The sequence below is a fragment of the Dactylosporangium sp. CA-233914 genome (genome assembly GCF_050942935.1).
GTDB lineage: Bacteria > Actinomycetota > Actinomycetes > Mycobacteriales > Micromonosporaceae > Dactylosporangium.
The window spans coordinates 9,149,005-9,173,611 of the sequence record NZ_CP192030.1 but is presented as its reverse complement, the minus strand read 5'-3'; the positions used below and the strand labels follow the sequence as shown (position 1 = coordinate 9,173,611).

Sequence of the window (24,607 nt, the reverse complement as noted above, 5' to 3'; positions counted from 1 at the left end):
TGGAGCATTCCGCATCATGACAGTATCCACCACAGTTCTGGTCACCGGCGCCACCGGCAAGCAAGGCGGCTCGGTCGCTCGGCGGCTGCTCGCCGAGGGGCGGTCGGTGCGCGTGCTCGTACGGAAAGAAGCGACGGCATCCGCCGCGGCACTCGCCGCGGCCGGCGCTGAGCTCGCGCAAGGCGATTTCGACGATCCGGCGAGCCTGCCGGCCGCCCTCAAGGACGTCGCCGCCGTGTTCGCCATGCAACCGACCGCCATCAGCCCTTCCGGGCCCGACACCGAACTCGAGGTCAGGCGCGGACGGGCGCTGATCGACGCCACAGCCACAGCCGGGGTCGAGCAGGTCGTCTTCAGCACCGTCGCGTCGGGATCGGCCGCAAAGGTACGTATCGAGCGACATCTTTTCGACACCATCGCGCTACCGACGGTTCTGCGGCCGGTGCGGTTCATGACCAACTACATCGGCACCGGGGTGCTGGGTCTCGACGGCATCTCCGGCGGAGTACACCGCCACCTCTTCCCGCCAAACGACCCCATGCAGGTCGTAGCGTTGGAAGACATCGCCGACTTCACGGCACTGGCATTCGCGGCGCCGGAACGGTTCGCCGGCCGCACGCTGGAACTGGCCGGCGACCAGCCAACTCCCGTCGAGGCGGCCGCGGCGATCAGCGAGGCCACCGGCATCCCGGTCCGCTACGAGCAGATTACCGACGACGAGGCCGAGGCGCTCGGGCCGGTCATCGCCGAGACCAGAAAGCGCTGGCAGGCCGGCCACCGCTGGCACGCCGACATCGAGGCGCTGCGCGTAATCCATCCCGGGCTGCGGACCTTCGCCGACTGGCTCAACGAGTCCGGCGCCGCGGCGATCCGCGCCCACCTCCTGGCTGCCGGCTGACACTCAGCCCAGCGTGGTGTTCTGCAGCGATGATCGCGCTGCCACGGGGGCGTCGCACGCACGTGCGACGCCCCCGTCGAAAGGACTATCCAACAAATGACGTACTCAATCCTCGCGATCCTGTTCGGCAGCGCGGATGCGTCGGGCGGTGGAGAGGAGCCCGGCGGTGCCGTGGAACAGGCTGCGGTCGCTGATCCGCCGGAACGGCGCCGGGTCGGTGATGCAGCTGTACGCACCCGGCGAGTCGTATAGCGGCTCGCCGATTCGTGGAGTAGAACGTGGACGCAGCTGGTGAATCGTCGAGCAGGAAGCGGGTTCACGTGGGCCACGATACGGAGATCGAGGGCTTCGTCGGTCTTGTCAGGTGTGCGCGACGTCGACCACGACGGCCGACAGTGTGGCTATGAAACGGACGATGATGACGACGCCCGACGATCAGATGGCACCGGAGTCACCGCTGCTTCCGTGGTTCTTCAACGAGCCGGAGCTGCGCCGAATCATCTCGTCCGATGGCCAGATCTATCTTCGCGATCCGCGCTCCGGCGAGGAGTGGCGACTGGAGTCGGTCGAGGGCATGCTGTTGCGCGGCGATGACTGGCTGGAGCCCGCGACTGGAAAGAAGAAGAAAGAGGAGACGGAGACCGAGGCCGAGGAGGACTGGCCGTTCGATGAAATGGTCATCGTCCGGCACCTGGATCGGGAGCGTTGGCGCTGCGCGGACTGTGCAACCGAGTCGACGATGGTGTACTTCAGCTGGATCGAGCGGAGATGCCCGTCGTGCTGGTCGTTCACGGTCGATGTGGTCGAGGCGGAGACGGTGCCGCCCCGGCCCGCGCAGTTCGGCAACATCGGCTTACCGCCTCTTGGTATCCACAACGTCTTGGAGAACTACGACCATGTGTGGGGAGCGTCGGCCAACGACGACGCCAAGATGCTGTGGAAGCTGTCCAACGCCTATGGGCGTGAACGGGGCGGCTACCCACACCTGTACCTGCTGATGCTGCTGGCCGAGTCATTGGTCGGTCTGCCGGCTCACCAAACGGACCCGTACCGGTTCAATCTCGTGCTCAACGTTGGCAATGTGGTCCAACGGTACTTCCGGGTTACCGGCTCCGCATACGCGGCGAGAGCGGCGCTGGACGCCTTCGAGCGGGCCGCCGGCGTGGACGAAGATTCGGTACCACGGTCATTGGCCCTGCACAGCTTCGCGATGGCGGTCGTCGCCATCCTCGACGTCTACGACGAGGATGAGGCTGGGCGGATAACGGACCGCCCGGACCTGCGCCGCCGGGCCATTGAAGCGGCCCGGGAGGCGGCTTCGCTCGCGGAGATGGTTGCCGAACGTGACCCGGAAGGCGCCGCCGCGCAGCTCTTCCGCATCAGGTACGCGCTGGCTGACCTGCTGCGTGGGGGGACGCCCTCTGATGCCGACCTCGACGCGGCGCTGGAACTCCTCGACGGACTCGACATGTCGCTGGCCGGTTCACTTGCAACGGACGTGACAGCGGCGCGGCTGGAAACGCGGCTGGCGCTTCGGCCACCGGCCGAGGCGAACGGCGACATCGACCCGGCCGACGGGAGCGAACAGATCCCCGACGAGGGACTTGAGCCCTGGATCGCGGCCGCGAACGAACTGCACAGGCTGGTCCTTGCCGGCGAGCCAGGCAAGATCGGCCACCGGTGGCGGTGGTCCCTGGCGATCGGCCGGTTCCTCACGCGGCTGGGTGCCATCGAAGAGGCACAGCCGCATCTCAAGTCCGCGGTCACATATGTCAAGAAGGACACCGCGTTCGAGGTCGACCCGGTCGCCCTGGCCGGCGACGCCGAACGTCTCTACCAGGCGTTCAACGTGCTCGCCACCAACTACACGAGCATCGGATGGGCGTTCGAGGGCCTGGCGCTGCTGGAAACGTACCGCGGGAAAGTCCTCGAAATGGCGTCCCTGACCGATGAGGGGCGCGCCGTGCGCATGATCGAGGCGGAGCGCGAGCGCGAGGAGCAGTACTTCGGCGGCATGTTCGGCCCGGACGACACACCGACCCTCCGCATGGTCGAGGAGCGGGCCGGCGAGGAGGTGACCGGCCGCCGGTTCGGGCAGTTCGACGACGACTACGCGCTGCCCGGTCTCGCCGAGCGTGTCGATGAGTTGCTGGCGCGGCTGGCGGACGAGCCGTCCGCTCTGATGTCGCTGTCAATGGACCGAGCCGGTGCCGAGGTGGGCGTACGGATGTCGGCGGTGGTGATCCGCCCGCCGGGGACGCCTGAGCCGCGCTTCGGGTCGCACACCTGGACGCTCGACGACGACCAGGTAGCGGCACTGCGTTCCCAGCTCTATCGGCGGCCGGGCTCGTTCCGTGAGAAGCGACTGCACGCCCTGGGCCGGACGATGTTCGACTGCCTCCTCGCGCCGCTGGCCGGGCAGCTGGACGGCTTCGGCTGCACGCGGGCGCTGGTCGTGATGCCCAGCGCGCTGAGCAACCTGCCGATCGAGGCGGCCCGACCGGCCGCAGGCACGGACGGCTCAGCGCCCGGTCCTACCATCCCCCACGTCGCCGTCATGCCGGCCTTCACGTTCGGCAGCGGCACCGCGGCGAAGGAACGGCACCCGGGCGAGGAGCGGCTGCTGATCATCGGGTACAACGGTGAGGATCTCCATTTCGTTGACGCGGAGGCTGCGGCATTGCGGGACCTCTTCGGCGACCGGGCGACCTACCTGCCGGGCGCCGAGTGCACGAAGCGGCTCGTCGTGGAGCACCTCAACGGCGGCTTCGATTTTGTCCACCTGATCTGTCACGGCACCTACGACGACCGGCATCCGCTCGAGTCCTCGCTGCACTTCAGCGTCCGGCGCGAGGTCGAGGCGTTCCGGTTACGCGCTCGCGAGATCGAGACCATGGTCCGGTTCCCCCGCCGCCCGGTGATCAGCCTGTCGGCATGTTCGACGGCACTGACAGCGGAGAGCCGCTCCAACACCTGGAATGGTCTGCCCGGTGCGCTCCTGCGCGCGGGCGCCCACGCGCTCATCGGTACGCGCTGGCCGATACGCGACGAGGCCGCGGCGGCGATGATGGTCGACTATTACCGCCGAGTGAGGCATTCTGGAGCGTCGGCTCTCCAGTGTTTCCTGGCGATGCAGGACGATGAACGCCGGCGTGGACGCGCCGAGGACTGGGCGAGCTTCGGTTACCTCGGCCAGCCCTGACTCCGAATCCCTGATCATGAAAGGACGGGACCACTGATGGCCGACGAGTTGCAGGTGGACGTCGTCGTCGAGAGCACCGACCCCGCAGCCCTGGCGACCGTCGAGAGCGGGCTTGCCGGGCTGGTGCCCGCCCGCGCGGACACCACCCGGGACGTGACGACGATCCTGACCGTCTCGGCCGCAGCCGTGGCGCTGGCGAAGGGGCTCGTCGAGCTGTGGCAGACACTACGGACGAAGCCCAATCAGCCGAAGGTCAGCATCGAGGTGGAGTCAGGCGCGACGCTGGTGCTCGGCGACGTCCAGTCAGTGGGGGAGATCGAGCAGTTCGTCGCCGTGCACTCGGCTGCCGGGAACTGAGAGTTTGGGCATCCGCGCAGTACGCGACGTCCGACACGGAACCCGGTGTCGTCGGCCGGTGCTGTTCCTTTCGTCGTTCGGCAAGATCGAGGCGGACATCCCATGAGGTTTGCTTGTCAAGCAGCACCTTGTCCGCCCCGGGTCGCGCCACCAGACCCGCCTGGCCGCGCCGACCAGCAGCTGCATCGCAAGGTCGATGTCGCGCCCGCCGGTGGCCTGCCGGGCCATGCCGACCTGGTGACGCACCTCGGCCGGCTCGCCCGAGGAACCGTTGTGGAAGACACCTCCAGCCACGTCAACCTCGACCGGTCCCGCGGCCGCAGCGCCATCCCCGCGACCTGCGCCTTAATTCGTTCGACCTGGCCGAACCGGCCCAGCTGAAAACCCAACTCCGCCGCGCCGAGCAGGCGGGCGGCCTGTGTCTGCGGGTCCGGACTCAGCGCCGCCGCCCGCTCCAACCACGCGGCAGCCGAGGCGATCGCACCGCGGCGACGTGGGCCGGCTGGATTACATTGACCAGATTCGGGATCTGCTGTACCACGCCAAGAGCGGCAAGGCGAAGCTCGACCAACTCGCGGAAGTGTCGCTCGATCGCGCCTACACCATGACCGGCGGCCTGCTCGCCCTGCGGGCGGACCAGCTGCGCGCCGTCGGCGGATACGACCCGTCGTTCCGCCGGTGCGCCTGTGACGACATCTACGTGCAGGTGCGGCTGCTCAACGCCGGTCACGTGTTCCGCTACGACCCGGCCATCACCGCGTACCACCTCCACCAGCACGCGAGCGTGCGGGAGTTCCTGTGGCGCGCCTACTCGGGTATTCCGCGCGGCCTCGCCCGGCTGCTGCAGCGCTGCGCCGAGTACGGGCTGCGGATGCCGTTCGAGGGATACGTCATGCACGTGCCCGTGCACACCACGGGGCTGCTGATCCTGGGCATCGTCGCCGCCGCTGCCGGCTGGCCGTTCGGCGTGGCACTCCTGGCGGCCGGGCTGGTGGCGCAGAGCGTGGAGGTCCGGCCGCTGTTCACCACGAGGCGCGGCGACTATCCGGTCGCGGTACGGCTCGGTGCGGTGGCGACCTATGAGCGCAAGGGAGCGTTGGCGGCTTCCGTGGCTCATCCACATCGGAGCCCCGACCGTGGCTGTGGCTGCCGTTCTCCGAAAGCCTGCGGTCAAGCTCGGAGACCGGCTCGCGGACACCGTCGGCGACATCGCCGACGACTGCCTGAGGCGCCTGTACGAAGCGCGGAAGGGCATATCAGGGAGCTGTCCTGATCGAGTCCTGATCGAGCAAGCTACGGGAATGCCCGAGGTGCTGCTCGACCGGGACTGCCGCCGGAAGCGTGGAGTCAGCTCGCAGGCATTGTTGATCGCGGCGCATTTGACGGGATCCCCGGTGACTGCGACCAGATCCGGTACGAGGATGGGGCCTGGCGCCGCCCTTGGTAGCGCGCCATCGCGACGTTGCGCAATCCACAGGCTGGAGGCGGACGCCTGGGCCATCGGCGCACGGGCGGGTTGCCCGGGGTCGGCACCGTCGCGGACGCCGGTGCCGACCCAGTGCTCGGGCCGCCTGGTCAGGCGAGTGAATCACTTTGGGCGAACATGGAGTTGCACGGGATGGATATTCCGTCGCAGAGCAGGCCGCCGCCGCCGCTTCCGCCGCCGGCGTCGTAGTACTGGTAGATCTCGGTCGGCCCGTATCCGAACGGGTTGTCGAAGCTGCCCTCCCAGTCGACCCCATACGCGCCGGGCATCCCGTATGGGTTCGGTGGGTAGTACGTGATGGAGCCGGCGACGACGGCGTCCTTGGGCAGCAGGGTGTACCGGTTGCCGGTGAGGTCGCCGCCGTACTCGACCATGACCCAGTCGCCGTTGTCGTCCTGGTAGAAGTAGACGCTCCGGCCACAGCAGGGGGTGAGCCAGTCCACCGGGTTATTGCCCCCTGGTGTGCTGGCGTCTCCGGTGCCCGTGGTCGTCGGGTCGCTGCTGCCGGTGACGGAACTCTCCGCGACCCACTGACCCAGCCACAGCTCGAAGATCGAGCTGCCCGGCGGCGGGTAGCTGATCCCGGGCGGCGCGGAACCGCCGCCCGAACTGGACGTCCGGCTGCAGTTCCAACGCCCGGAGTTGTCGCGGCAGGCGTCGTTCATCGTCTCGAAGACGGCGGCGTGCATCTGGTCCGGCGTGGGCTCGGCCCGGCCCTGCTGCGGCTTGGTGAGCACCTGGTTGAACGTCGGCGGCTTCGGCCACAGGCCTGGGCATTTCACCTGCAGCCAGGTCGAAAGCGCTCTGCCCAGCGCGATCGTACCGGCCCGGTTCGGGTGGTGGCTCTCCTGGAACGCATGCAGTTTTTCGCCTTTGGCCAGCAGTCCGAAGTCGGCCAGCCATGGGTTGAAGTACGAGTTCGGCTGGCCGGTCTCGTGGCCGGCGACCACGCTGGTGCCACCGGGTCCGGCGGTGTTCGGGTCGAAGATCTCGATCTTCGGCTGGTTCGGGTGGTTGGCGTTGAACTGGTTGACCGCTGCGCGGAGCGTGTCGTTCAGGGCGACGGCGTACCCGTACATCGCGTCCAGGGCCCCTCCGGTGAGGAACGGGGTGAACGGGTTGCCGCTCGCCTTGACCCCCACCGGGTAGAGGCTGACCACAATCAGCGCGCCCGGAGCGGCGGCGTGGGTGGTCGCCAGGGAGCCGTAGATCTGCTGCTGGACCTGGGGCAGGTTGGCCGTTTCCCGGGCGATCGCCCCCCGGACGTCTCTCTCCTGCCGGGCCATCCAGGGTCGGATCAGCTCGCCGCTCAGCAACGCCGAGGCAGCAGCCTTGATGTATGACGCGAGTGCGACCTCAAGGATGTCGGCGTAGTGGGCGTCGTTGCCGCCGAACCCGTAGAGCACGACGTTGGAGTCCTGCCGGATGCCGTCGGCCTGCGGCTGGTTGCGCGGCCCGCCGGTGTCCGGGTCGACCTGCGGCAGCACGAGGTGTTTGGTCTGCGCCCCGGAGGAGGCGAGGAAGGTGAGCCGGTCCGGCCCCCAGTCGGTCTCGATCTGCCCGTCAATCACCGAGATCGACGGAGCCAGTGGTCGGTTGGTGGTCTCCAGGTAGAGCCAGGCCATCGCCCCCGGGGCGTAGGGGGAGCGGTGGCGCCAGAACGTCGAGTAGCCCTCCCCCGCCTCGTACGCCCCAGTTCCCTCACCGGAGCTGAAGCTGTCGCCGACGACGCTCACCACGCGTGGGGTGGAGGCGGGCAACGCGGTGGACCCGGCGCCACCGCAGCCTGGAACGGTCGGTGGCGCGGCCAGGGCCGGCGGGGCGACCTCCGGCACGGCCAGGCTGCCGACGACAAGCGCCGCCGTCAGCAGGCTGGAGGTGATGGCACGGCGCCGCACCTGGGCAGCGAGCAGCATTTTGCCTCCTGTCGATGCGATTCATTGAACGGTCGGACAGTCAATGTGAGAAGTGTTCAGCTTTGATCGCCCGATGTCAATGGCGATTGGAGCGGCGTGCCACTGGGGCCGGCCCGGGTTCCCGCACTCGCGCGGACCGTCGTTGGCCGCAGTCCTCCACGCGCCGTGGTCCGGGACGACGCTTGGGCACCGGCAGCGCGGACACGAGGAGCTCACACCAGTTCCCACCTGATGCTCCAGTTCGCTGCCACGACAGCGCCGGCACCGGACAGGCCGTGGGCTAGAGTCAAGTTCCACACGTCAGGAGGCAGCTGTGTCGCCGCGATCCGCCAAGCTCAACCGTGAGCTTCGGGCGCGGTCCCAGGAGCGCATCCTGACGGCGGCCCTGGAGGTCTTCGCCGAGCACGGGTACGAGACCGCGACGATCTCCCAGGTCACCGAGCGGGCACAGGTGTCCAGGGGGCTGATCCCGTACTACTTCCGGACCAAAGAGGAACTCCTCGCCGCGATTCTGGACCGCTGGCTGGGCAGCGTCTTCACGCTGCTGGACGGGCTCGACACGGCGGCCACGCCCGACGAGCAGCTCCGCACGGTCATCGACCGAGTCCTGGTCACCGCCCGGGAGCGGCTGGACGAGCAGCGGCTGATGCTCTGCCTGATGGTGCAGCCCAGCACCCGCAAGGTGTACGCCCGGGTGGAGCGGACCCGGGTCGCGGAGGCGACGGCCTTCGAAGACGCGTTACGGGCGATCTTCACCGCCCGCGGCGCCGCGAACCCTGCCGTCGAGGAGGTCCTGTGGCGCAGCCTCATGGAGGGCGTCCTCTTCAAGCTCGTGGTGTACACCGACAGCTACCCGCTCGAGGCCATCCGCGCCCGGCTCTACGAGCTGTACGAGCTCGGTGAACCCAAGCCGCTCGGCTCCACAGGCGAGACCCCGACCATCCGGCTCCGGATACCGTAACGAGGACCGCCGACGCGGCGCCACGCTGTGGTTGACTCGGTCGTGTGTTGGCCTCCAGCCCGTACCATTCGGAGACTCGGTTTGGCTACGCCGTCCTGGGAGTGCTCGTTTGATCAGTCCATTGAGGACTTTGCGGCGGCGGACCCGGACCGTGGCGAGATCGGCGACCGGTGCCGGCGATGTCTGCACCGCTGGAGGGCGTTGGTCGCGTCCCTGATGTGGTCGGAGTTGGTTGTAATGCGCGACGTACTGCCCCAGCGTGGCGAGCAAGTGCTGGGCATCGTAGATCAGCATCCGGTCCAGATACTCCCGGTAGGAACCTTCCTCACGGACGGCCCCCGCACAGATCCAAGCGCGCGGAAGTACCGCACTGGGCTCCTGCCTTGAGTTGTGGCTGCGAAGCGCGCACCCGGGAAGGGATGCATCACCGGCGCAGCAGGCCCGCACGCCGCTGCCTTCGACCCAACGCCGAGGCTTCCCACGGTGCGTGGAATCGGTTATGCCCTGCATTGGCGGAAGTCAGGACGCCGATCAGCACACGAAGCACGGCTGGGGCGAGCATGCCATTCGCATGTGGCCGTCATTCCTGAGCCCGGGCCGAGCCGTGGGCCACTGGCAACCGCTGGCGCACCGGGCACACCCAGCTGACCGAACCCCTCGCGACTGCAGCACCGCAGCCTTCGTCGTCGTTCATCTCGTCCGTCGTGGCCTTCTGCAGATGTACGTCAGCGCGGGTGGTACGTTCCGCCAGACGCATCGGCTGGTGATGACCTCGTCGAAGGACTCGTCCAGTAGTTGGCGCAGTCGGCGGGCGCCCGATAACTGCAGTGCGTGCAGATATGCGAAGGTGGTGAAGGCGGCGTCCGGGGCCAGTAGCCGCCCGACGTCCGTGAGGATCCTGCCCTGGCGTGCCGGTGGGATCAGTGACCATGGCAGCCCGCTGACAACCGCATCGACCCGCTCGACACCCCGGGCTTCGAGGACGGCGCCGAGATCCGAGGCGTCGGCGGTGACGACCTCGAGGTGAGACCGGCTGTGGTGCAGTCGTGAGGCGAGACGTCTATCGATCTCAAGAGCGATGTGACGCGAGCCGGGCTGGAGGCGGCGGCTGATCGCGTCACTCACGGCTCCGGTGCCGGCGCCGAGTTCCACCACCGTCGACGGGCGTGTGCTCGGAACGATCTGGGCGAGGCGTCGGCAGAGCCTCGCGGCGCTCGGCGCGATCGCGCCCACGACGGTTGGATTGCGGGCTGCGGCGCTGAGGAAGGTAAGCAGGTCACTGGTTGTCATCGTCACGTCGATAGTTTGCTGACCCGCGTCAGGGTCCCACCTCGTCACCAGGACCTGTCCGCGCGGCCGATGGCAGGAGGGGCCTCCTCCCAAGGAACGATCCGGTTGGTTGGCGGGGACCCTACTGTCGGAGGGTGCCGTTCAGTTTCCGACGCCGTCCTCGGTCCTCGTACGTCCGGCTGCTACCCATCGTGTTCGCCGTGTGTTACTTGTCGATGGCCGACCAGCCGGGCAACCCGGTGGACGGCTGGTCGTGGGCGGTCGGACTGACAGCGGCCGCGCTGACCGTGCTCGGTCAAAGGACGCCAACCGTGGCGGTCTGCGGCCTCGCCGTGTTGCTTGTCATCACCGACCGAATCGGCACCCACGCGGACGTGGTTGTGCTGCTGGCCACAATGATCAGCCTGGTGGATCTGGCCCTGGTCCGGCGTGGTTGGCGCTTCACAGCCGGTGCCATATCGGCCGCGACGGCCATGTTCGTGACGTTCGTCGATGTGCCGTTCGCCCAGCTGCCATTGCCGTTCTATCCGATCATCGCCGCGGTGATCGGATGCCTTGTCGGCGCGCCGGTGCTGCTGGGTCTACGCCTGGGCGCCGCCCGCCAGACCGCGGCCGAGGCGACAGAACGAGCGGTGGAGTCGGAGCGGCAGCGCGAGGCGGAAATGGCTGCCGCACGGGCCATCGAACGAGCCGCGATCGCTCGCGAACTCCATGACATCGTCGTGCATCATGTGGCATCCATCGTGCTGCGTGTCGGAGTGGCGCGACACCTCGGCAGCGGAGGAGATGCCGATACCAAGGCGGTGTTCGACGACGTCCATGCCACCGGTACCGCGGTCCTGGAGGATCTGCGCCGGTTGGTGGCAGTGTTGCGGGAGCCGACCACTGCCGGCGACGACCCGCCCGCACCGGTGCTCGACCCGGCCGACCTGCCCGATGCCCTGGACCAAGCGGTCAACCGGATCCGTCAATCCGGGCTTCCAGTGACGGTCATCGTGGACTCCGCGATGTCTCAACTCGATGCCGTACGGGGTCTCGCGGTGCTTCGGGTCGTGCAGGAGGGCCTGATCAACGTGCTCAAACATGCCGGACCGGAGGCGACAGCCACATTGCGGGTAGTCGCGAGCACAAGCGGTGAGGTGTGCGTAGAGATCACCGATGACGGCGGCCCGACGAAGATGGCGCCGGTTCGTGGCGGAGGGCACGGTCTGATGGGTCTGCGCGAGCGAGTGACCCTGCTCGGCGGCCATCTCGAAACCGGCCCGGTCCCCACCGGCTGGCAGATTCGGGCTATCCTGCCCGCTGGCGCGGACGCCGGTGCCCGGCCGACGGTGGCGACGTGACCATCCGGGTACTCCTCGTCGACGACCAGCGTTTGGTGCGAGCCGGCTTGCGAGCATTGTGCGCGCCCGAGGATGACATCGACGTGGTGGGTGAGGCGGCCGACGGGCAGGAGGCCGTACGACTCGCCGATCGGCTCGCCCCCGATGTCGTGCTGATGGACCTGCGCATGCCGCGTATGGATGGCATCGCCGCGACAACGGCAATCCTGGCCCGCCGCCCGCGCACCAGGATCATGGTGCTGACCACATTCGATGACGACGATCACCTGTACCCGGCACTTGCTGTGGGCGCGTGCGGTTTCCTGGTGAAGGACGCGACACCATCGGAGTTGCTCGACGGTATCCGAAGGGCTGCTCGAGACGAGAATCCGTTTAGTCCTGACGTGCTACGCCGGGTGGTGAACCAGGCCATCTTGTCCCGGAAGAGTCCCCAGCCCACGCCTGCCGTGAGCCTGGTTGAGGTAACCGACCGAGAACGTGACGTACTCGCCCTGCTCGGCGCAGGCCTGTCCAACGCCGAGATCGGGGAGCGGCTCCGGCTTGCCGTAACCACCGTGAAAACCCACGTCGCGAACCTCATGACCAAGACTGGAAGCGCCAACCGGGTACAGCTGGCCGTACTCGCGGCACGGATCGGTCTGACGGAAGCGGCATCCCCCGATCACTATCAGCACGTCGAGGGTGTCCAGATGGGTAGGGGCGGTCCGCACGAGGCCGGCCTACCGCAATCCCAAGGCCCGCCATGACCCAGGGGGCGGGTCGAATGCGCCACCTGGCGGGTGAACCACGATTGCGTCGTTTCCATCGTGATCTTGCTGGTCACGATAGATCTGGGCGGGCCGGGGATCGATGGGTACGAGGCTTCAGGTATGACAGCAGTCGACCAAGACCCAAGCCCCGACCCGGAGCCTCGCCCGCCGAGCCGTCTTGCCCCTGCCCTTGCCGAGAATGCCATCCGGGCAGTTCAGGCCGCCTGTTCGTATTGGTGGAGGATGCCGCCGAGGTGATCGCGTCTTCGTATGTTCAGGCGGGCGATCTGCTGCGGATCGGCGGTTGGACCCACCGTTGACAGCGGCGTCCACGGTCGCCGCGGTGTAGACCGGTTTGAGGCCGTCGCGAGCCGTTGCGGTCGGTGTAGGAGGCATACCGCAGCAGCGACGGCTTGCTGATGACAGCGCGTCCGTATCACCTGCCTGGCGGTCAGGTGTCGGCCTGGACGCGCCAGGCGATGGCCGGGTCAAGAGGGTAGGGACGTTCCGGTGGCAGCAGCCGTCGAGCCTTGCCGGTCTGGCCGGCCCGGACAAGCACGGCGACCTTGTGAACGGTGGGGGTGAGGTCGGTCAGCCCGGCGACCCAGTCCTCGGCGTAGGTACGGATCAGCGCGCGGCCGACGCCGACCTGGATACTGTAATGGTTGAGTGCCGCGCCCCCCAGCGATCGTTCCGGATCCCATTGCACGTGCACACTTGCGTTGTTGAACGCCGCACTCCAGGCGGCGGTACTGCCATGGACGGCCGGTTCGGGTGAGGTGAGGACGGCTTGCGTCAGCGCCTCCTCCCAGCCGGCGCGGGTGATACGGACCGCCAGGATGCGCTCCTGGCCCGGCTTGCGGCCCCAGTTGCTGCGGTGCATCAGCCACAACAGTGACGGTTTGATCCAGGTCATGCGCGTGAACGAGAACGGCGCCACGAACCGTCCGGCGGCCAGCGCCGCGTCCGCTACGGCCGGCGGATATGCCTGGTACACCACAATCGTGCTGGTATCGAAGTCGGCGCGGATCTGGCGCTGCGTCGGCATCGGACGCCTCTCCCTTCGTCCGGCGATCTCATCGGTGCGACCCTGCCATGCCGCTCACCGGTCCGGCGAGCCGATTTCCGCCGACCCGCGAGGTGCGACGAGTTGTTTACATCGAATTTGACGATCGAGAATCGTCCCCGAGATGCCGTCGTCGAAGCGCGTTCAGTCTGGCCAATGTCAGTGCACCGTCCGGTGCGGGCTTCTACGGCCGACGAACGCTGGCAAGCGCTGGTCCGTAGTCCTCTGGTGGCCCATGGCCAGCACCGCCTGTAGCGGCCCACGGAAGAGCAGTAGTCGCGTAGGCAGACGTAGGCGCGGCAGCGCCCGCACCTGCGCGGACACTCCCGGCTACGGTGCGGGTGTCAGATCGTTGCGGCCGTCGTCAAGAGCGGAGCAGGCCTGCACACCGCTGCCTTCGACCCAGTTCCAGGCTTCGGCAGGACGCTCCCGTCAGCACCGTGATCACGCACCGCGAAAATGATCACCAATTGCGCAGCGGATGCAAAAAAGTCAAGCAGTGAGGTACAGAAGCCGAAGTCACCACAGCCGACGCAAGCGGACGCCATCACCCTGCTGACCTTGGACGCCTGAGGGGGCCGAGCAAGCCGACGCCGCGCAGCACTGATGCAGCAGTGCACTCGTACGGGACGGCGTCACGATACTGCACGGCCATGCGCAGTCGACCTTCGGTGGCGTCTCAGCTGGCATCGGCCCGCTTGCTTCGTTACTCGGGACCGAGACCGCAAGGCACGGGCTCATGCTCGCGTCGGCCCACAATCGTGCGAATGCCAGCATCGATGAGTGGGAAGAGATCGTTACTGACTACGGGTGCGAATACCTCACGACGCCTCCAACAGAGCTATTGCCGCGCCTCACCGCCGACGTCGTCGTCGTCCAGTTCGCCATGGCGCATGCCAACGACGATGCCGAGCGGAAGGAGCTTTCCCGAGTCGGAGCCATGTTGGCGGCGTTTACCGCGAAAACTACCTCCAACACGGTGACCTCCCCGGGGCTCGCCGATGGTGGCGCACCGCTCGCCGAATCGCTGACGAGTCCGGCGATCTCGCCACTATTCTTTGGGTGCGAGGCCAGGAGATTATTCGCGCGCTCTACGACCGGCGCGATATCGACGTCGTCCTGACGCTAATTGGTCAGGCTGAAGCCCTTGCCTCCCGTGCTAAGATCTCGATGCTCCCCTCGTTCCTCAGTGGCAAGGCCCAGGCCTTCGCAATGGCGGGCAGATCGACTGATGCTCGCGTAGCACTCCAACAGCTCGAACACATTTACGCCAGACTGCCGGATGAAGTGACGGCCGTACGGGGAGGGGAAACTGACCTGAAGTGGCCGGCAAGTAAGTATCTCTTTACGGCGAGCTATGTATATGCCCATTCGGGCGTGCTACCCGAAGCTGACAAGGCTCAGTAGCAGGCGTTGAAGCAGTACCTGCCCGGCCATGTTCGCGCTCCCGTGCAAATCAAACTGCATCGCGCGCTGCGCATGGTCACGGCCGGCGAAATTGCTGAAGGGCTACAATACGCTCGGACGACTATGACAGACCTTCCACATTCCCATTACGTTCGTCCGATCATCGACGGCGCCTACACGGTGCTGGCTTCGGTGCCGGTCGAGCAACACGGTCGGCCGGCATATGCCGACTTTGCAGACTACCTTGCCACCTCACAGTCATTGAGGTATGGCCAAGCTTGACGAGAGGCCGCTTGCATTCAATGGGCACTCGCGAACTCATTCTCCGGCACCACAATGCCTCCGCTACTCTTGAAATGCGCGGCAAGATTGAGCCGGTCTATGCGGCATCACATACGGACGTGATCGCGGTCGACCCGTTCTTTCATCCAGATCGCTTTTGGGAGCGCCTGGTTGATATGTACTCCCAAGCTCAGGGTTTCGAGCTGATAGGCGGCTATGTCGATGGTCAGATGATCGGCTACGGGTTCGGTTGCACACGCGCCGCCGATCGAGCGGGAAGCATCTGGGACGACGTTCGAAACACCATCCCAAATTTCGCCATTCCCGCCGAGCCGCAGCCGGTCTTTATCTTCAATGAGTTCGCCGTTCACCCTGACCATCAGAATCGAGGGTACGGCCGGAGGATTCTCGAAGCCCTCCTTGTGCGCCGCTCAGAAGCTATCGCCAATCTGTATGTCAGGCCGGACAACCCTGCCCGCGCTCATTATCTCGCCTGGGGTTGGCGCAAAATCGCGCAAAAGAAGCCTTTCGACGACTCTCCGACCTTTGACTCTCTGATCAAAGATCTCCGGGTGCTCTGATCCGGTGTAGCAATCCGCTGACCGATCGGCGCGGCACTTGTGATCCGTCTCGACGCCGAACGCTGCGCCCCGGTGCGACCGCGGAACCTGTGCGGCTGTGGTGGTCCGCAGACGCCGTCCATGACGGTCAGGTCCCGGACCCTGTGCTCCTGGCTGCGACGGAGATAGAACGCGCCGTCAGTGCTATGGCCTGCGTGGCATGTGCGGGCGCCGCCGTCACCGGACCCGGAGGGCGGGGACGGCTTCGAGCAGGCTCTTCGTATAGGGGTCTTTCGGGTCGGAGAGAACCTCGGCGGTGGTACCGGACTCCACGAGCCTGCCGTTATGCATCACTCCGACCTGGTGGGACATGTACGCGATGACGCTGATGTTGTGCGAGATGAACAGGTAGGCGAGCCCGAGTTCGGTCTGGAGCCTCCGGAGCAGGTTGAGGATGTTGGCCTGCACCGAAACGTCCAGGCTCGACGTCGGCTCGTCGCATACGACGAGCTTCGGGTCGCCCGCCAGGGCGCGGGCGACACAGATGCGCTGGCGTTGCCCACCGGACATCTCGTGCGGGAACCGTCGAGCGTGATCCGCCTTCAGGTCCACGAGCTCCAACAGTTCGACGACCCGGTCGCGTGCCTGACGTCGCGACTTCGCGAGTCCCTGGATCTGCAGCGTCTCCCCAAGCGTCGTGCCGATCGTGAAGCGGGGGTTGAGCGCGGAGTAGGGATCCTGGAAGACCATCTGGACGTCCCGCCGGAACTGACGCAGCTCGCGCGAGCTCGCCCGGGTCACGTCGCGCCCGTTGAGTTCGATGGTCCCTGCCGACGGCGGCAGTAGGCGCATCACCATGCGGCCCATCGTGGTTTTCCCCGAACCGGACTCGCCGACGATGCCGTAGGTCTGGCCGGCCTCGACACGCAGGTCGACGGAGTCCACGGCGGGCCGGGCGACCAGCCTCGTTCCCACCCGTTGCCTGAAGGTCTTGCTGAGCCCCCGCACGTCCAGCAGCGGACGTGGGACCGCGACGTTGCCCACCTCACCCACGGACGACCTCCTGCAGCTCGTCGGACTCCCCGCCAACAACCGCGTCGACGTTCCAGCAGCGGACCGCGTGCCCGCCGCGCTCCACCAGGTCTGGGCTCTCGACCCGGCAGCGCTCTGTGACGAAGCTGCAGCGGGTGCTGAACCGGCACCCGCGCGGGATCCGGTCCAGGGTCGGCACGGTGCCCGGCACCGAGAAGAGGTCCTGCGACGGGTCGGTCTGCAGGTCGGGTAGCGCCGCGATGAGCCCGCGCGTATACGGATGCAGCGGCTCGGTGAACAGGTCCCTCGCGGACGCGTCCTCGACGACCTCCCCCAGGTACATGACGAGCACCCGCGAGCAGAGCTCTGAGACGATGGCGAGATCGTGGCTGATGAAGACGATCGCGGTGCCCCGGCTCTCGTTCAGCTTCCGCAGCACGTCCAGGATCTGGGCCTGTACCCGCACATCCAGGGCGGTGGTGGGCTCGTCAGCGATCAGCAGCAGCGGGTTGCATGCGAGCGCCATCGCGATCATCACGCGCTGTCGCATCCCGCCCGAGAGCTGGTGCGGGTACTTGTGCACACACCCCTCTGCGTCGGGGATCCCGACGGACTCCAGCAGCTCGATCGACCGCCGCCGGGCACCCGCCTTGTCCATGTCGGTGTGCAGCAGCGACACCTCGTCGAGCTGGGCGCCCACTCGGGTGAGCGGGTTCAGCGAGCTCTGCGGGTCCTGGAAGATCATCGAGATGACCGAGCCGCGGATCCGGCGCATCTCCTCCTCGCCCAGCCCCAGCAGCTCCACGCCGTTGAGCCGGATCGAGCCGGCGTACGCCGTGGTCCGCTCGGGATGCAGCCGCATGAGCGACATGGCAAGAACGCTCTTCCCGCAGCCCGACTCGCCGACGATGCCTACGATCTCCCCTGGGGCGACATCGAAGGCGACCCCGTGACCCGCGGTCACCGGGCCGTACGGGGTGAGGAAGCTCGTGCTCAGGTCGCGCACGGACAGGACAGGTTCGTTCATGGCGCACTCACCTCTCGTCGCTGCACGAATTGGCGCCGGAACCGGCGGATCCCGCGGATGTGTGCGCTGCGCGGGTCCAACGTGTCCCGGAGGGCGTCGGCGAGCAGGTTGATCGCGATGACGACCACGACCAGCGCGAGGGACGGGAAGGCGACCGTCCACACCGCGCTGAAGAACACCTGCTTGCCCGCGAAGATGATGTTGCCGAGACTCGCGATCGGGGGCGAGACGCCCACACCGAGGAAGCTCAATGCGGCTTCGACGAGGATGGTCTCGGCGAAGACGAAGCTGAGCTGGACGACCAGGACGTTGATCGTGTTCGGGAAGATGTGCCGCAGCAGTATCCGCGGCGCGGAGGCGCCCTGTGCCCGGATCGCCTCGACGAAGAGCTCCTCCTTCACACTCAGCGTCCGCGAGCGGACGACGCGGGCGATTGACGGAGCGAAGACGGCGACCAGTGCGATCACCACGTTGCGCAGCCCCGGTCCGAAGGACGCGGCGAGCGCGAGCGCGAGCAAAATTCCCGGCACCGCCATGAACCCGTCGCAGGCACGCATGATCAGCTGGTCGAGTATGCGGAAGTATCCCGCGAGCAACCCCAGCACCGCGCCGATCAGCCCGGAGAAGAACGCGACGATGGCGCCGAGCAACAGCGAGGTGCGCAGACCGTAGATCACCCGGGTGAACACGTCGCGTCCGACGTCGTCGGTGCCGAAGGGGTGTGCGGCCGACGGGCCCTGCAACCGGTCGGCGACGTCCACGGCATATGGGCTCGAGTCTGAGAGCAGCGGGAACAGAGCGGCGATCAGGATTGCCGCCGCCAGCAGGGTGGCCCCGATCCAGAAGCGGGGATCGGTGGGCATCAGCCGATTGCGTAACCGTCTCACGGGCGGTTCCGGCGAGCCTTGGTCCCGGTTCCCCGCTGGTTTGGCGTCCGGCGAGCCGGTACGGCCAAGCGTCAGGTTCGACATGGGGAAGTTCACTCCTTTCAGTAGGAGATACGCGGGTCGATCACCGCGTAGAGGAGATCGACGGCAAGGTTGAGCAATGCATAGGTGATCGTGATCAGCAGGACGACGCCCTGGATGACCGGCAGATCACGGTGGCTGATGGACGTCACCATCAGCTGGCCGAGCCCGGGGATGTTGAACACGGTCTCGGTGACGAGTGCGCCTGCGACCAGGCTGCCGAAGCCGAGGCCGATCACGGTGAGGATGGGAATCGCCGCGTTCTTGAGCGCGTGCCGGTAGACGACCCGGCGTGCCGACGCCCCCTTCGCCCGCGCCGTGCGCACGTAGTCCTGCTGCAAGGAGTCGATCAGCGAGGCCCGCGTCATGCGGATGGTGAGCGCCGCGTGCACGATCGCCAGCGAGACGGCGGGCAGGACGAGCGTGTGCAGCCAGGGGCCGAGGCCCTCCGAGAACGGCTTGTAGCCCAGCACGGGAAACCACTTGAGGGTCACCCCGAAGAACACGGCGAACAGCAAGGCGATGACGAAGCTGGGGACCGCCATGCCCAGCAGCGTCACCCCCATGACCGCCGAGTCGACGGGGCCGTTGCGCCGCCGCGCCGCGGCGATGCCGAGCGGGATCGCCACCACAGCGGAGAGGATCTGCGCGAGGATGGCGAGCGAGACCGTCGGTGCGATGCGCGGCAGCAGGATGTCGCTGACCGGCTTGTCCTGGTAGTACGAAAAACCCAAGTCGCCGTGCAGGATGCCGCTCAGCCAGTGCAGGTACTGCATGGGCGCCGGATCGTCGAGCCCCATCGAGTTGCGCAGCGCGGCGAGGGCGTCGGGATCCGGGTTGTCGCCGAGCAGCACGGTGGCCGGGTCACCTCCGCTCAGCCGCAGGAGGGCGAACACGATGAGCGAGGCGACGAACAGGGTAGCCACCAGGCCCACCAGGCGCTTGAGCACGATGGGAAGCACGGGCGGGATCCTTTCACTGAGCCTGGGCGCGGTCATTTGATCGACCAGAGGATCGGGCCGTCCATCATGCGGACCTTGATGTCCCTGCTGACGGCGTACGGGCTGTTGTAGTCGCCGACCTTGGTCAGCGGCCGGTACTCCTCGAAGGCTGTGAGGATCGCGGAGTACTTCCGCGTGGCCTCGTCAAACGACGCACTGGCACGGTAATCCGAGATGGCGGCGTCGAGCTCGGGCGAGTTCGTCCAGCCCGCGTAGTCCTTGTTGAAAAAGATCATCGCCGAGGGCTCGGGCTTCGGCGTCTGCGCCGCGACCAGGATGTCCCACGCGGCCGGATTGTCCCGGGTGGCCAGGTAAGTGGTCGAGTCGAGGATCTGCAGCTTCGTGGCGAAGCCGGCGGCCTCGAGCTCCTGCTGAAGCACCGTCGCACCACGGTTGGAAGGGTCACCCTGCACACCGACAATGACGATCGGCCGCCCGTCGTAGGACGAGGACGCGAGGTACCGCCGGGCCAGCTCCAGGTTGTGCAGGTTGTAGGAGCGTTCGTCCGTCGTCGCGGTCCACTGCGGCTGGTTCCTCAGCATGATCCCCGGACGAAGGTCGTACAGCTCAGGCGCGGTGAAAGAGGCTCGCATGATCGCCTGGTTGTCGATCGCGGCGTTGACGGCCAGCCGGGCGTTGAGATCGGTGAACGGCCCCCTCCGCTTGTTGTAGTTGAGGTACAGCGACCCCTGGGGATCGGAGACCCCGTAGAGGTCTCGCGAGCCGGCCACCCGCGACCAGTCGTCCGGCGTGACGTTGGCGATGTCGTAGGCAGCGGTCTCGGCCCCCGCGAGCAGGCTCTGCAGGTCCGGGCTGCGCTGCACCTCGATGGTCTCGTAGGTCCCCGTGCGGTCGCCCGCGAGCCCGTCCGGCTCCTCGGCACGCGCCACATAGCGGTCGAAGCGGGTGAAGACGATCGACTGGTCCTTGTCGAACGAGGCCAGCTTGTACGGCCCTGTCCCCACGAAGGTCTTGAGTGGCTTACGCCCCGCCTTCTCGGCGATCTTCGCAGGCATCACGGCCGCCAGGTTGCCATCGTTGTAGCCCAGGATCTGTAACGCGACCACGTTGGGCTTACGCATCGTCAGTGTCACCGTGGTCGGTGAGTCGCTGCGCCACTGCGCCCCGGGGAACGCCGTGCGCCCCTGGGACGACAGGGTCGTCCACCGTCGCATCGAGGCTACGACGTCTTCGGCGGTGAGCTCGGAGCCGTCGTGGAACAACACTCCCTGGCGGAGATGGAAGACGATCTGCAGGCCGTCTGCGCTGACGTCCCACGAGTCCGCGAGCATGGGTCGGACGTTCCACTGCGAGTCCGTGGTCACCAACGACTCGAAGACGTTACGGGCGAGCACGGAGGCGGGGACGAGGGTGGTCAGTGACGTGTCCAGGGTCGGCGGAAGGCTGCTCAGACCGATCACCAGGCGCGAATTGGAGCGGCCGCCTGCCGAGCCCTCCGCGGCGCAGCCCGCCAGGCCGAGCAGCAGCGCACAGGCGACCACGAGTCTCAGGGACTTTTTCACGGAGCATTCTCCTACGCGAAGTCGCAGAGTTTGGGGGTGTGCTTACGGGGTGTCACCGCAGTCTGGCAGCCGCCGATGCGCAGGACAATCGGCGGAATGTTAACGCTACTTAAGCACGCATTAAGGCATGCATTCCCAACGGTGCGCGAATTCCCTAGAGAGGCTTCAGCTGTACTTAAGTATCGTTCACATTCTTGCGCAGGTGGTGAAGTTGATTCCCTTCTAGAGTCAGGTGCGTTCGCTGCCATGGAGGGACACCGAAGATGTCTGTACTAGAGGGCGCGCTCGTCCGCGGGGGGACGAGCAAGTGCTGGATCTTCTCCGTAGTCGCAATGGACCGGATAGCTGCCTCGTACGACGAAATCCTGGCGTTCACGTTCGGAGGGTCCGACGCCCACGAGCTCGACGGCGTCGGCGGTGGCACTTCGGTCAGCTCGAAGGCGGCGATCGTCGGGCGGTCGCCCGACGACGGCGCGGATGTAGAGTACCTCTTTGCGCAGGTCGGGCTCGGTACGGGCACCGTCGAGTGGGTGAGCAATTGCGGCAACTGCGCCACCGCGGTCGGCCTTTACGCGGTCGGCTCCGGTCTCGTGCCGATTCAGGGCGATGTCACGGTCGTGCGGTTGCGCAACCGGAACACCGGCGCGATCCTCGTGGCCGAGGTCGAAACCCCGCAGCGGCGGCTGCCCGACTTCGGCACCGCCCGGGTGCCGGGTGTGACCACCACGGGAGTGGGCGTCGGACTGCGATTCACCGATCCGGAGGGGAGCACGACCGGCGTGCTGTTGCCGACGGGCAGGCCCGTCCAGGTCCTCGATGCAGACGGCGCCCCTCGGGTGACGTTGATCGATGCAGGCACTCCATCGGCGCTGTTCGACGCGCGCGACTTCCCGCCGCTGGGCACCTCGCTGGACACCGAGTCCGCCAGCAGGCTCATCGCGCTGCGACCCGCCGCGGCGGTGGCGATGGGCCTGTCCGCCCCAGGGGTCCCCTCCCCGGACTCGATCCCGAAGGTCGGCGTCGTCGGCCCCCCGGTCGACTATGTCACCACGGCCGGGGAGGTGATCCCGGCGGAGGCATACGACATCCGGGCTTGGATGATCTCCATGCGCGCACCGCATCCGGCGATCGGGCTGACCGCCGCGGTCGCCGTCGCGACCGCGGCGGTTCTGCCGGGGTCGGTCTGCTCGTCCTGGGCGCGGTCGCAGGTGAACCCCCTCGACGTCCGCATCGGGACACCGTCCGGACTGGTGCGGGTGGCTCTGGACACCACCGGCGCCACGGGCGACCACGCGGTCGGGTTGGTTGCGGCGACCCTGCGCCGCGCGGCACGCGTGATCGCCAGGGCACAGATCCAGCTCCCCTATCCCACCCATTCCGATGCGCCGGCCAGGAAGGCCTTGTCGGCCGCACGGACCACCGCCTGAGAGAACGCGAAATGACATCACCGGCCGAAGGCCACACGTCTCCTGAGTTCGAACCGGTCCGCCAGGCGTTCGAGGCGCTGCTTCGCGACGACTCCGGCTACAGCGGCCAGTTGGCCGTCTACTGGCGGGACCGGCTCGTGGTCGACCTGACCGGCGGGCCCGAGCTCGCGCCGGACAGCGTCATCGGGGTGCACTCCGCCACCAAGGGCGTGGCCGCGCTGTGCCTCGCCCTCCTGGTCCAACGCGGACAGCTCGACCTCGACAAGCCGGTCTGCCACTACTGGCCCGAGTTCGGCCGGCACGGGAAGCAGGACATCTCGGTGCGGCAGCTGTTGTCCCACCAAGCCGGCCTGCTGGGCACGGCGGACGGACTGTCCACGGAGGACTTCTGCTCCCGGCGGGCGGCCGAGCTCTTGGCGGACGAACGGCCGGTGTGGCGCCCGGGCAGCGGATTCGGCTATCACCGCAGGACCATCGGCGCTCTGATGGAGGAACTGACCCTTCGCGCGACTGGCCGGACGCTGCAGGAGCTCTACGCGGCCGAGATCAGGGACCCGCGAGAGGTCGACTTCTACCTGGGGCTGCCGGCATCCGAGGAGCACCGGTTCGTGCCGACGCGTTATGCCCCGGCACCGCACGTCATGCCGCCCGCCGGGCATCCCGGCAGCCTCTGGGCGTTGGCGCTCGGCAAAGAGGACCGGATCCCGCCGAACATCGAGCGGCTACGCCGATACGGCCCGGTCGCCAACGGAGGCGTCGGCAGCGCCCGCGGGCTCGCCCGCGCCTATGCCTGTGCCACCGAGGACGTGGGTGGCGAACGACTGCTGACACCGCAGACCGTCGCCACCTTCGCGCAGCAGCAGGTGTTCGGTACCTGCCTGGTGACCCAGCGGCGGAGCGGATACGGCATCGTCTTCGAGCGTCCCCACCCCGACGACGCTTACGCCAGCTTCCAGGCGCTGGGCCACCGGGGTGCCAACGGGTCCCTCGGCTACGCGGACCCGATGTTCCGGGTCGCCGTCGGGTTCGTCCGCCAACCCGGAGTGGTCGGCGGGATGGCACCCGAGGTCAGGACTCTGACTACGCTGATCCGGGAGTGTGCCATCGCGGCCGAGGCGGGGGCATCGTCGTGACGGGTCGGCTCGCCGCGGCGCGGGAGGCGATCAGACAGCGTCTCGCAGGGGCACAGTCCACCGCGCTGCTCGTCCGACGGGCGGGCCGGGATCTCATCGTGGTCGGTGACGTCGCCGCCCCCAGCTACGTGGCGTCCGTGCGCAAGAGCATCCTCGCGCTGCTCTACGGCCCGCACGTGTCCGCTGGGCGCATCGACCTCGACGCAACCCTCGCCGACCTCGGCATCGTCGACCGGGAGCCGCTGAGCGACCTCGAGCGGACCGCAACCGTCCGCGACCTGCTCACCTCACGCTCCGGCGTGTACCACCCCGCCGCCAGTCCCGGTGGTGACGTCCCGCTCGCCCGCGGCAGCCACCGGCCCGGGACCCACTTCGTCTATAACAACTGGGACTTCAACACCCTCGAGGAGATCTTCCGCCTGCGGACCGGGTGCACGGTCCACGAGGCATTCGAGCAGCAGCTGGCCCGGCCGCTGGGACTCGCCGACCATGATCCGGCGGCGCACCGACCGCTTGGGGTGCCGCAGCGGTCGCGCCATCTTGCACACCATCATTTTCTGTCGGCGCGCGAGCTCGCCCGGCTCGGCGAGCTGGTGCTCCACGACGGCGTGCACGAGGGACGAAGCCTCGTGCCGGCGGCTTGGCTGGCCGCGGTCCTGCAGCCGCACGTCTTGGCGGACGCGATCGGGATGCCCTCGTTCGGGGACGCTGCCTTGGACTACGGCTACCTCTGGTGGCTGCCACGACGCCCGCCGGGCCATCCGTGGGCAGGCGCGGCCCTGGCCGCGGGCAACTACGGGCAGTACCTCCTCTGCCTCCCCGCGCTGGACACCGTGGTCGTCTACCGCGTCAGGGTGTCCGACGCCTTCGCTATCGCCCGCAACACCGGTGGGGACATCGCGACCGAGGAAACCACCGGGCTGGCGGTGCACGACTTCCTGACCCTGGCTGAGGACATCCTCGATGCGCTGAGCTGACC

The 24,607-nt window shown here is 67.4% G+C and carries 20 protein-coding genes and 1 pseudogene; 13 read left to right on the top strand and 8 right to left on the bottom strand.

Annotated elements, in window-relative coordinates; genetic code table 11:
* Nucleotides 1–16 precede the first annotated feature (16 nt).
* The 4 genes from ACQPY0_RS40985 to ACQPY0_RS40970 all read left to right on the top strand — a co-directional run bounded on the left by ACQPY0_RS40985 (nt 17) and on the right by ACQPY0_RS40970 (nt 5,730).
* Nucleotides 17–898 carry an NmrA family NAD(P)-binding protein gene (locus ACQPY0_RS40985; protein ID WP_432973680.1) on the top strand — a complete coding sequence of 294 codons (882 nt, stop codon included), beginning with the start codon at nt 17–19 and terminating at the stop codon, nt 896–898.
* Nucleotides 899–1,301: 403 nt separating this feature from the next.
* Nucleotides 1,302–4,100 carry a CHAT domain-containing protein gene (locus tag ACQPY0_RS40980; protein WP_432973678.1) on the top strand — a complete coding sequence of 933 codons (2,799 nt, stop codon included), beginning with the start codon at nt 1,302–1,304 and terminating at the stop codon, nt 4,098–4,100.
* A gap of 36 nt (nt 4,101–4,136) precedes the next feature.
* Complete coding sequence (locus tag ACQPY0_RS40975) at nt 4,137–4,457, top strand: hypothetical protein (RefSeq protein WP_432973676.1); 321 nt, start codon at nt 4,137–4,139, stop codon at nt 4,455–4,457.
* Nucleotides 4,458–4,950: 493 nt separating this feature from the next.
* The gene (locus ACQPY0_RS40970) at nt 4,951–5,730 is read left to right on the top strand and encodes a glycosyltransferase family 2 protein (protein WP_432973674.1); all 780 of its coding nucleotides are present in this window, start codon (nt 4,951–4,953) and stop codon (nt 5,728–5,730) included.
* A gap of 302 nt (nt 5,731–6,032) precedes the next feature.
* On the opposite strand, the gene ACQPY0_RS40965 is transcribed toward ACQPY0_RS40970, so the two are convergent.
* Complete coding sequence (locus ACQPY0_RS40965; protein ID WP_432973672.1) at nt 6,033–7,859, bottom strand: hypothetical protein; 1,827 nt, start codon at nt 7,857–7,859, stop codon at nt 6,033–6,035.
* Between the two features lie 313 nt (nt 7,860–8,172).
* Here ACQPY0_RS40965 and ACQPY0_RS40960 point away from each other — a divergent pair, with 313 nt between their 5' ends.
* Complete coding sequence (locus ACQPY0_RS40960; protein WP_432973670.1) at nt 8,173–8,820, top strand: TetR/AcrR family transcriptional regulator; 648 nt, start codon at nt 8,173–8,175, stop codon at nt 8,818–8,820.
* Nucleotides 8,821–9,510: 690 nt separating this feature from the next.
* Here ACQPY0_RS40960 and ACQPY0_RS40955 read toward each other — a convergent pair.
* Nucleotides 9,511–10,110, bottom strand: coding sequence for a class I SAM-dependent methyltransferase (locus ACQPY0_RS40955; RefSeq protein ID WP_432973668.1), 600 nt, complete (start codon nt 10,108–10,110; stop codon nt 9,511–9,513).
* A 215-nt stretch (nt 10,111–10,325) separates the two neighbouring features.
* Between ACQPY0_RS40955 and ACQPY0_RS40950 the strand changes: the two genes are divergently transcribed.
* Together ACQPY0_RS40950 and ACQPY0_RS40945 are read left to right on the top strand one after the other, a co-directional pair.
* Complete coding sequence (locus ACQPY0_RS40950; protein ID WP_432973666.1) at nt 10,326–11,453, top strand: sensor histidine kinase; 1,128 nt, start codon at nt 10,326–10,328, stop codon at nt 11,451–11,453.
* A 2-nt stretch (nt 11,454–11,455) separates the two neighbouring features.
* Nucleotides 11,456–12,079 (top strand): annotated as a pseudogene (locus ACQPY0_RS40945) (response regulator transcription factor); the annotation flags it as partial.
* Between the two features lie 574 nt (nt 12,080–12,653).
* Here the strand turns inward: ACQPY0_RS40945 and ACQPY0_RS40940 are convergent.
* Nucleotides 12,654–13,250 (bottom strand): DUF4291 domain-containing protein, encoded by a 597-nt coding sequence (locus tag ACQPY0_RS40940; protein WP_432973664.1) that lies wholly within the window; start codon nt 13,248–13,250, stop codon nt 12,654–12,656.
* Nucleotides 13,251–14,007: 757 nt separating this feature from the next.
* Here ACQPY0_RS40940 and ACQPY0_RS40935 point away from each other — a divergent pair.
* From ACQPY0_RS40935 to ACQPY0_RS40925, 3 genes are all read left to right on the top strand, one after another.
* Nucleotides 14,008–14,391, top strand: coding sequence for a hypothetical protein (locus ACQPY0_RS40935; protein WP_432973662.1), 384 nt, complete (start codon nt 14,008–14,010; stop codon nt 14,389–14,391).
* Nucleotides 14,392–14,681: 290 nt separating this feature from the next.
* Nucleotides 14,682–14,957, top strand: coding sequence for a hypothetical protein (locus ACQPY0_RS40930; RefSeq protein WP_432973660.1), 276 nt, complete (start codon nt 14,682–14,684; stop codon nt 14,955–14,957).
* Nucleotides 14,958–15,031: 74 nt separating this feature from the next.
* Nucleotides 15,032–15,538, top strand: a complete 507-nt coding sequence (locus ACQPY0_RS40925) for a GNAT family N-acetyltransferase (protein ID WP_432973658.1) — start codon at nt 15,032–15,034, stop codon at nt 15,536–15,538.
* A gap of 216 nt (nt 15,539–15,754) precedes the next feature.
* On the opposite strand, the gene ACQPY0_RS40920 is transcribed toward ACQPY0_RS40925, so the two are convergent.
* The 5 genes from ACQPY0_RS40920 to ACQPY0_RS40900 form a co-directional block, all read right to left on the bottom strand.
* Entirely contained in the window at nt 15,755–16,570 is an 816-nt protein-coding gene (locus ACQPY0_RS40920) for an ATP-binding cassette domain-containing protein (RefSeq protein ID WP_432973656.1), read from the bottom strand.
* On the bottom strand, nt 16,563–17,576 hold the full coding sequence (locus ACQPY0_RS40915) for an ABC transporter ATP-binding protein (protein ID WP_432973654.1): 1,014 nt from the start codon (nt 17,574–17,576) through the stop codon (nt 16,563–16,565). Before ACQPY0_RS40915 ends, ACQPY0_RS40920 begins: the two co-directional genes overlap by 8 nt.
* On the bottom strand, nt 17,573–18,439 hold the full coding sequence (locus ACQPY0_RS40910) for an ABC transporter permease (RefSeq protein WP_432973651.1): 867 nt from the start codon (nt 18,437–18,439) through the stop codon (nt 17,573–17,575). The genes ACQPY0_RS40915 and ACQPY0_RS40910 overlap by 4 nt, the downstream gene beginning before the upstream one ends.
* A gap of 125 nt (nt 18,440–18,564) precedes the next feature.
* Nucleotides 18,565–19,506, bottom strand: a complete 942-nt coding sequence (locus ACQPY0_RS40905) for an ABC transporter permease (protein ID WP_432973648.1) — start codon at nt 19,504–19,506, stop codon at nt 18,565–18,567.
* Between the two features lie 32 nt (nt 19,507–19,538).
* Nucleotides 19,539–21,068 (bottom strand): ABC transporter substrate-binding protein, encoded by a 1,530-nt coding sequence (locus tag ACQPY0_RS40900; RefSeq protein ID WP_432973645.1) that lies wholly within the window; start codon nt 21,066–21,068, stop codon nt 19,539–19,541.
* 263 nt (nt 21,069–21,331) lie between these two features.
* Between ACQPY0_RS40900 and ACQPY0_RS40895 the strand changes: the two genes are divergently transcribed.
* From ACQPY0_RS40895 to ACQPY0_RS40885, 3 genes are read left to right on the top strand one after another with little or no spacing between them, the layout of a single operon-like run.
* The gene (locus ACQPY0_RS40895) at nt 21,332–22,495 is read left to right on the top strand and encodes a PrpF domain-containing protein (RefSeq protein WP_432973642.1); all 1,164 of its coding nucleotides are present in this window, start codon (nt 21,332–21,334) and stop codon (nt 22,493–22,495) included.
* 11 nt (nt 22,496–22,506) lie between these two features.
* Nucleotides 22,507–23,628 (top strand): serine hydrolase domain-containing protein, encoded by a 1,122-nt coding sequence (locus ACQPY0_RS40890; RefSeq protein ID WP_432973639.1) that lies wholly within the window; start codon nt 22,507–22,509, stop codon nt 23,626–23,628.
* Nucleotides 23,625–24,605 carry a serine hydrolase domain-containing protein gene (locus ACQPY0_RS40885; protein ID WP_432973636.1) on the top strand — a complete coding sequence of 327 codons (981 nt, stop codon included), beginning with the start codon at nt 23,625–23,627 and terminating at the stop codon, nt 24,603–24,605. Before ACQPY0_RS40890 ends, ACQPY0_RS40885 begins: the two co-directional genes overlap by 4 nt.
* Nucleotides 24,606–24,607 lie beyond the last annotated feature (2 nt).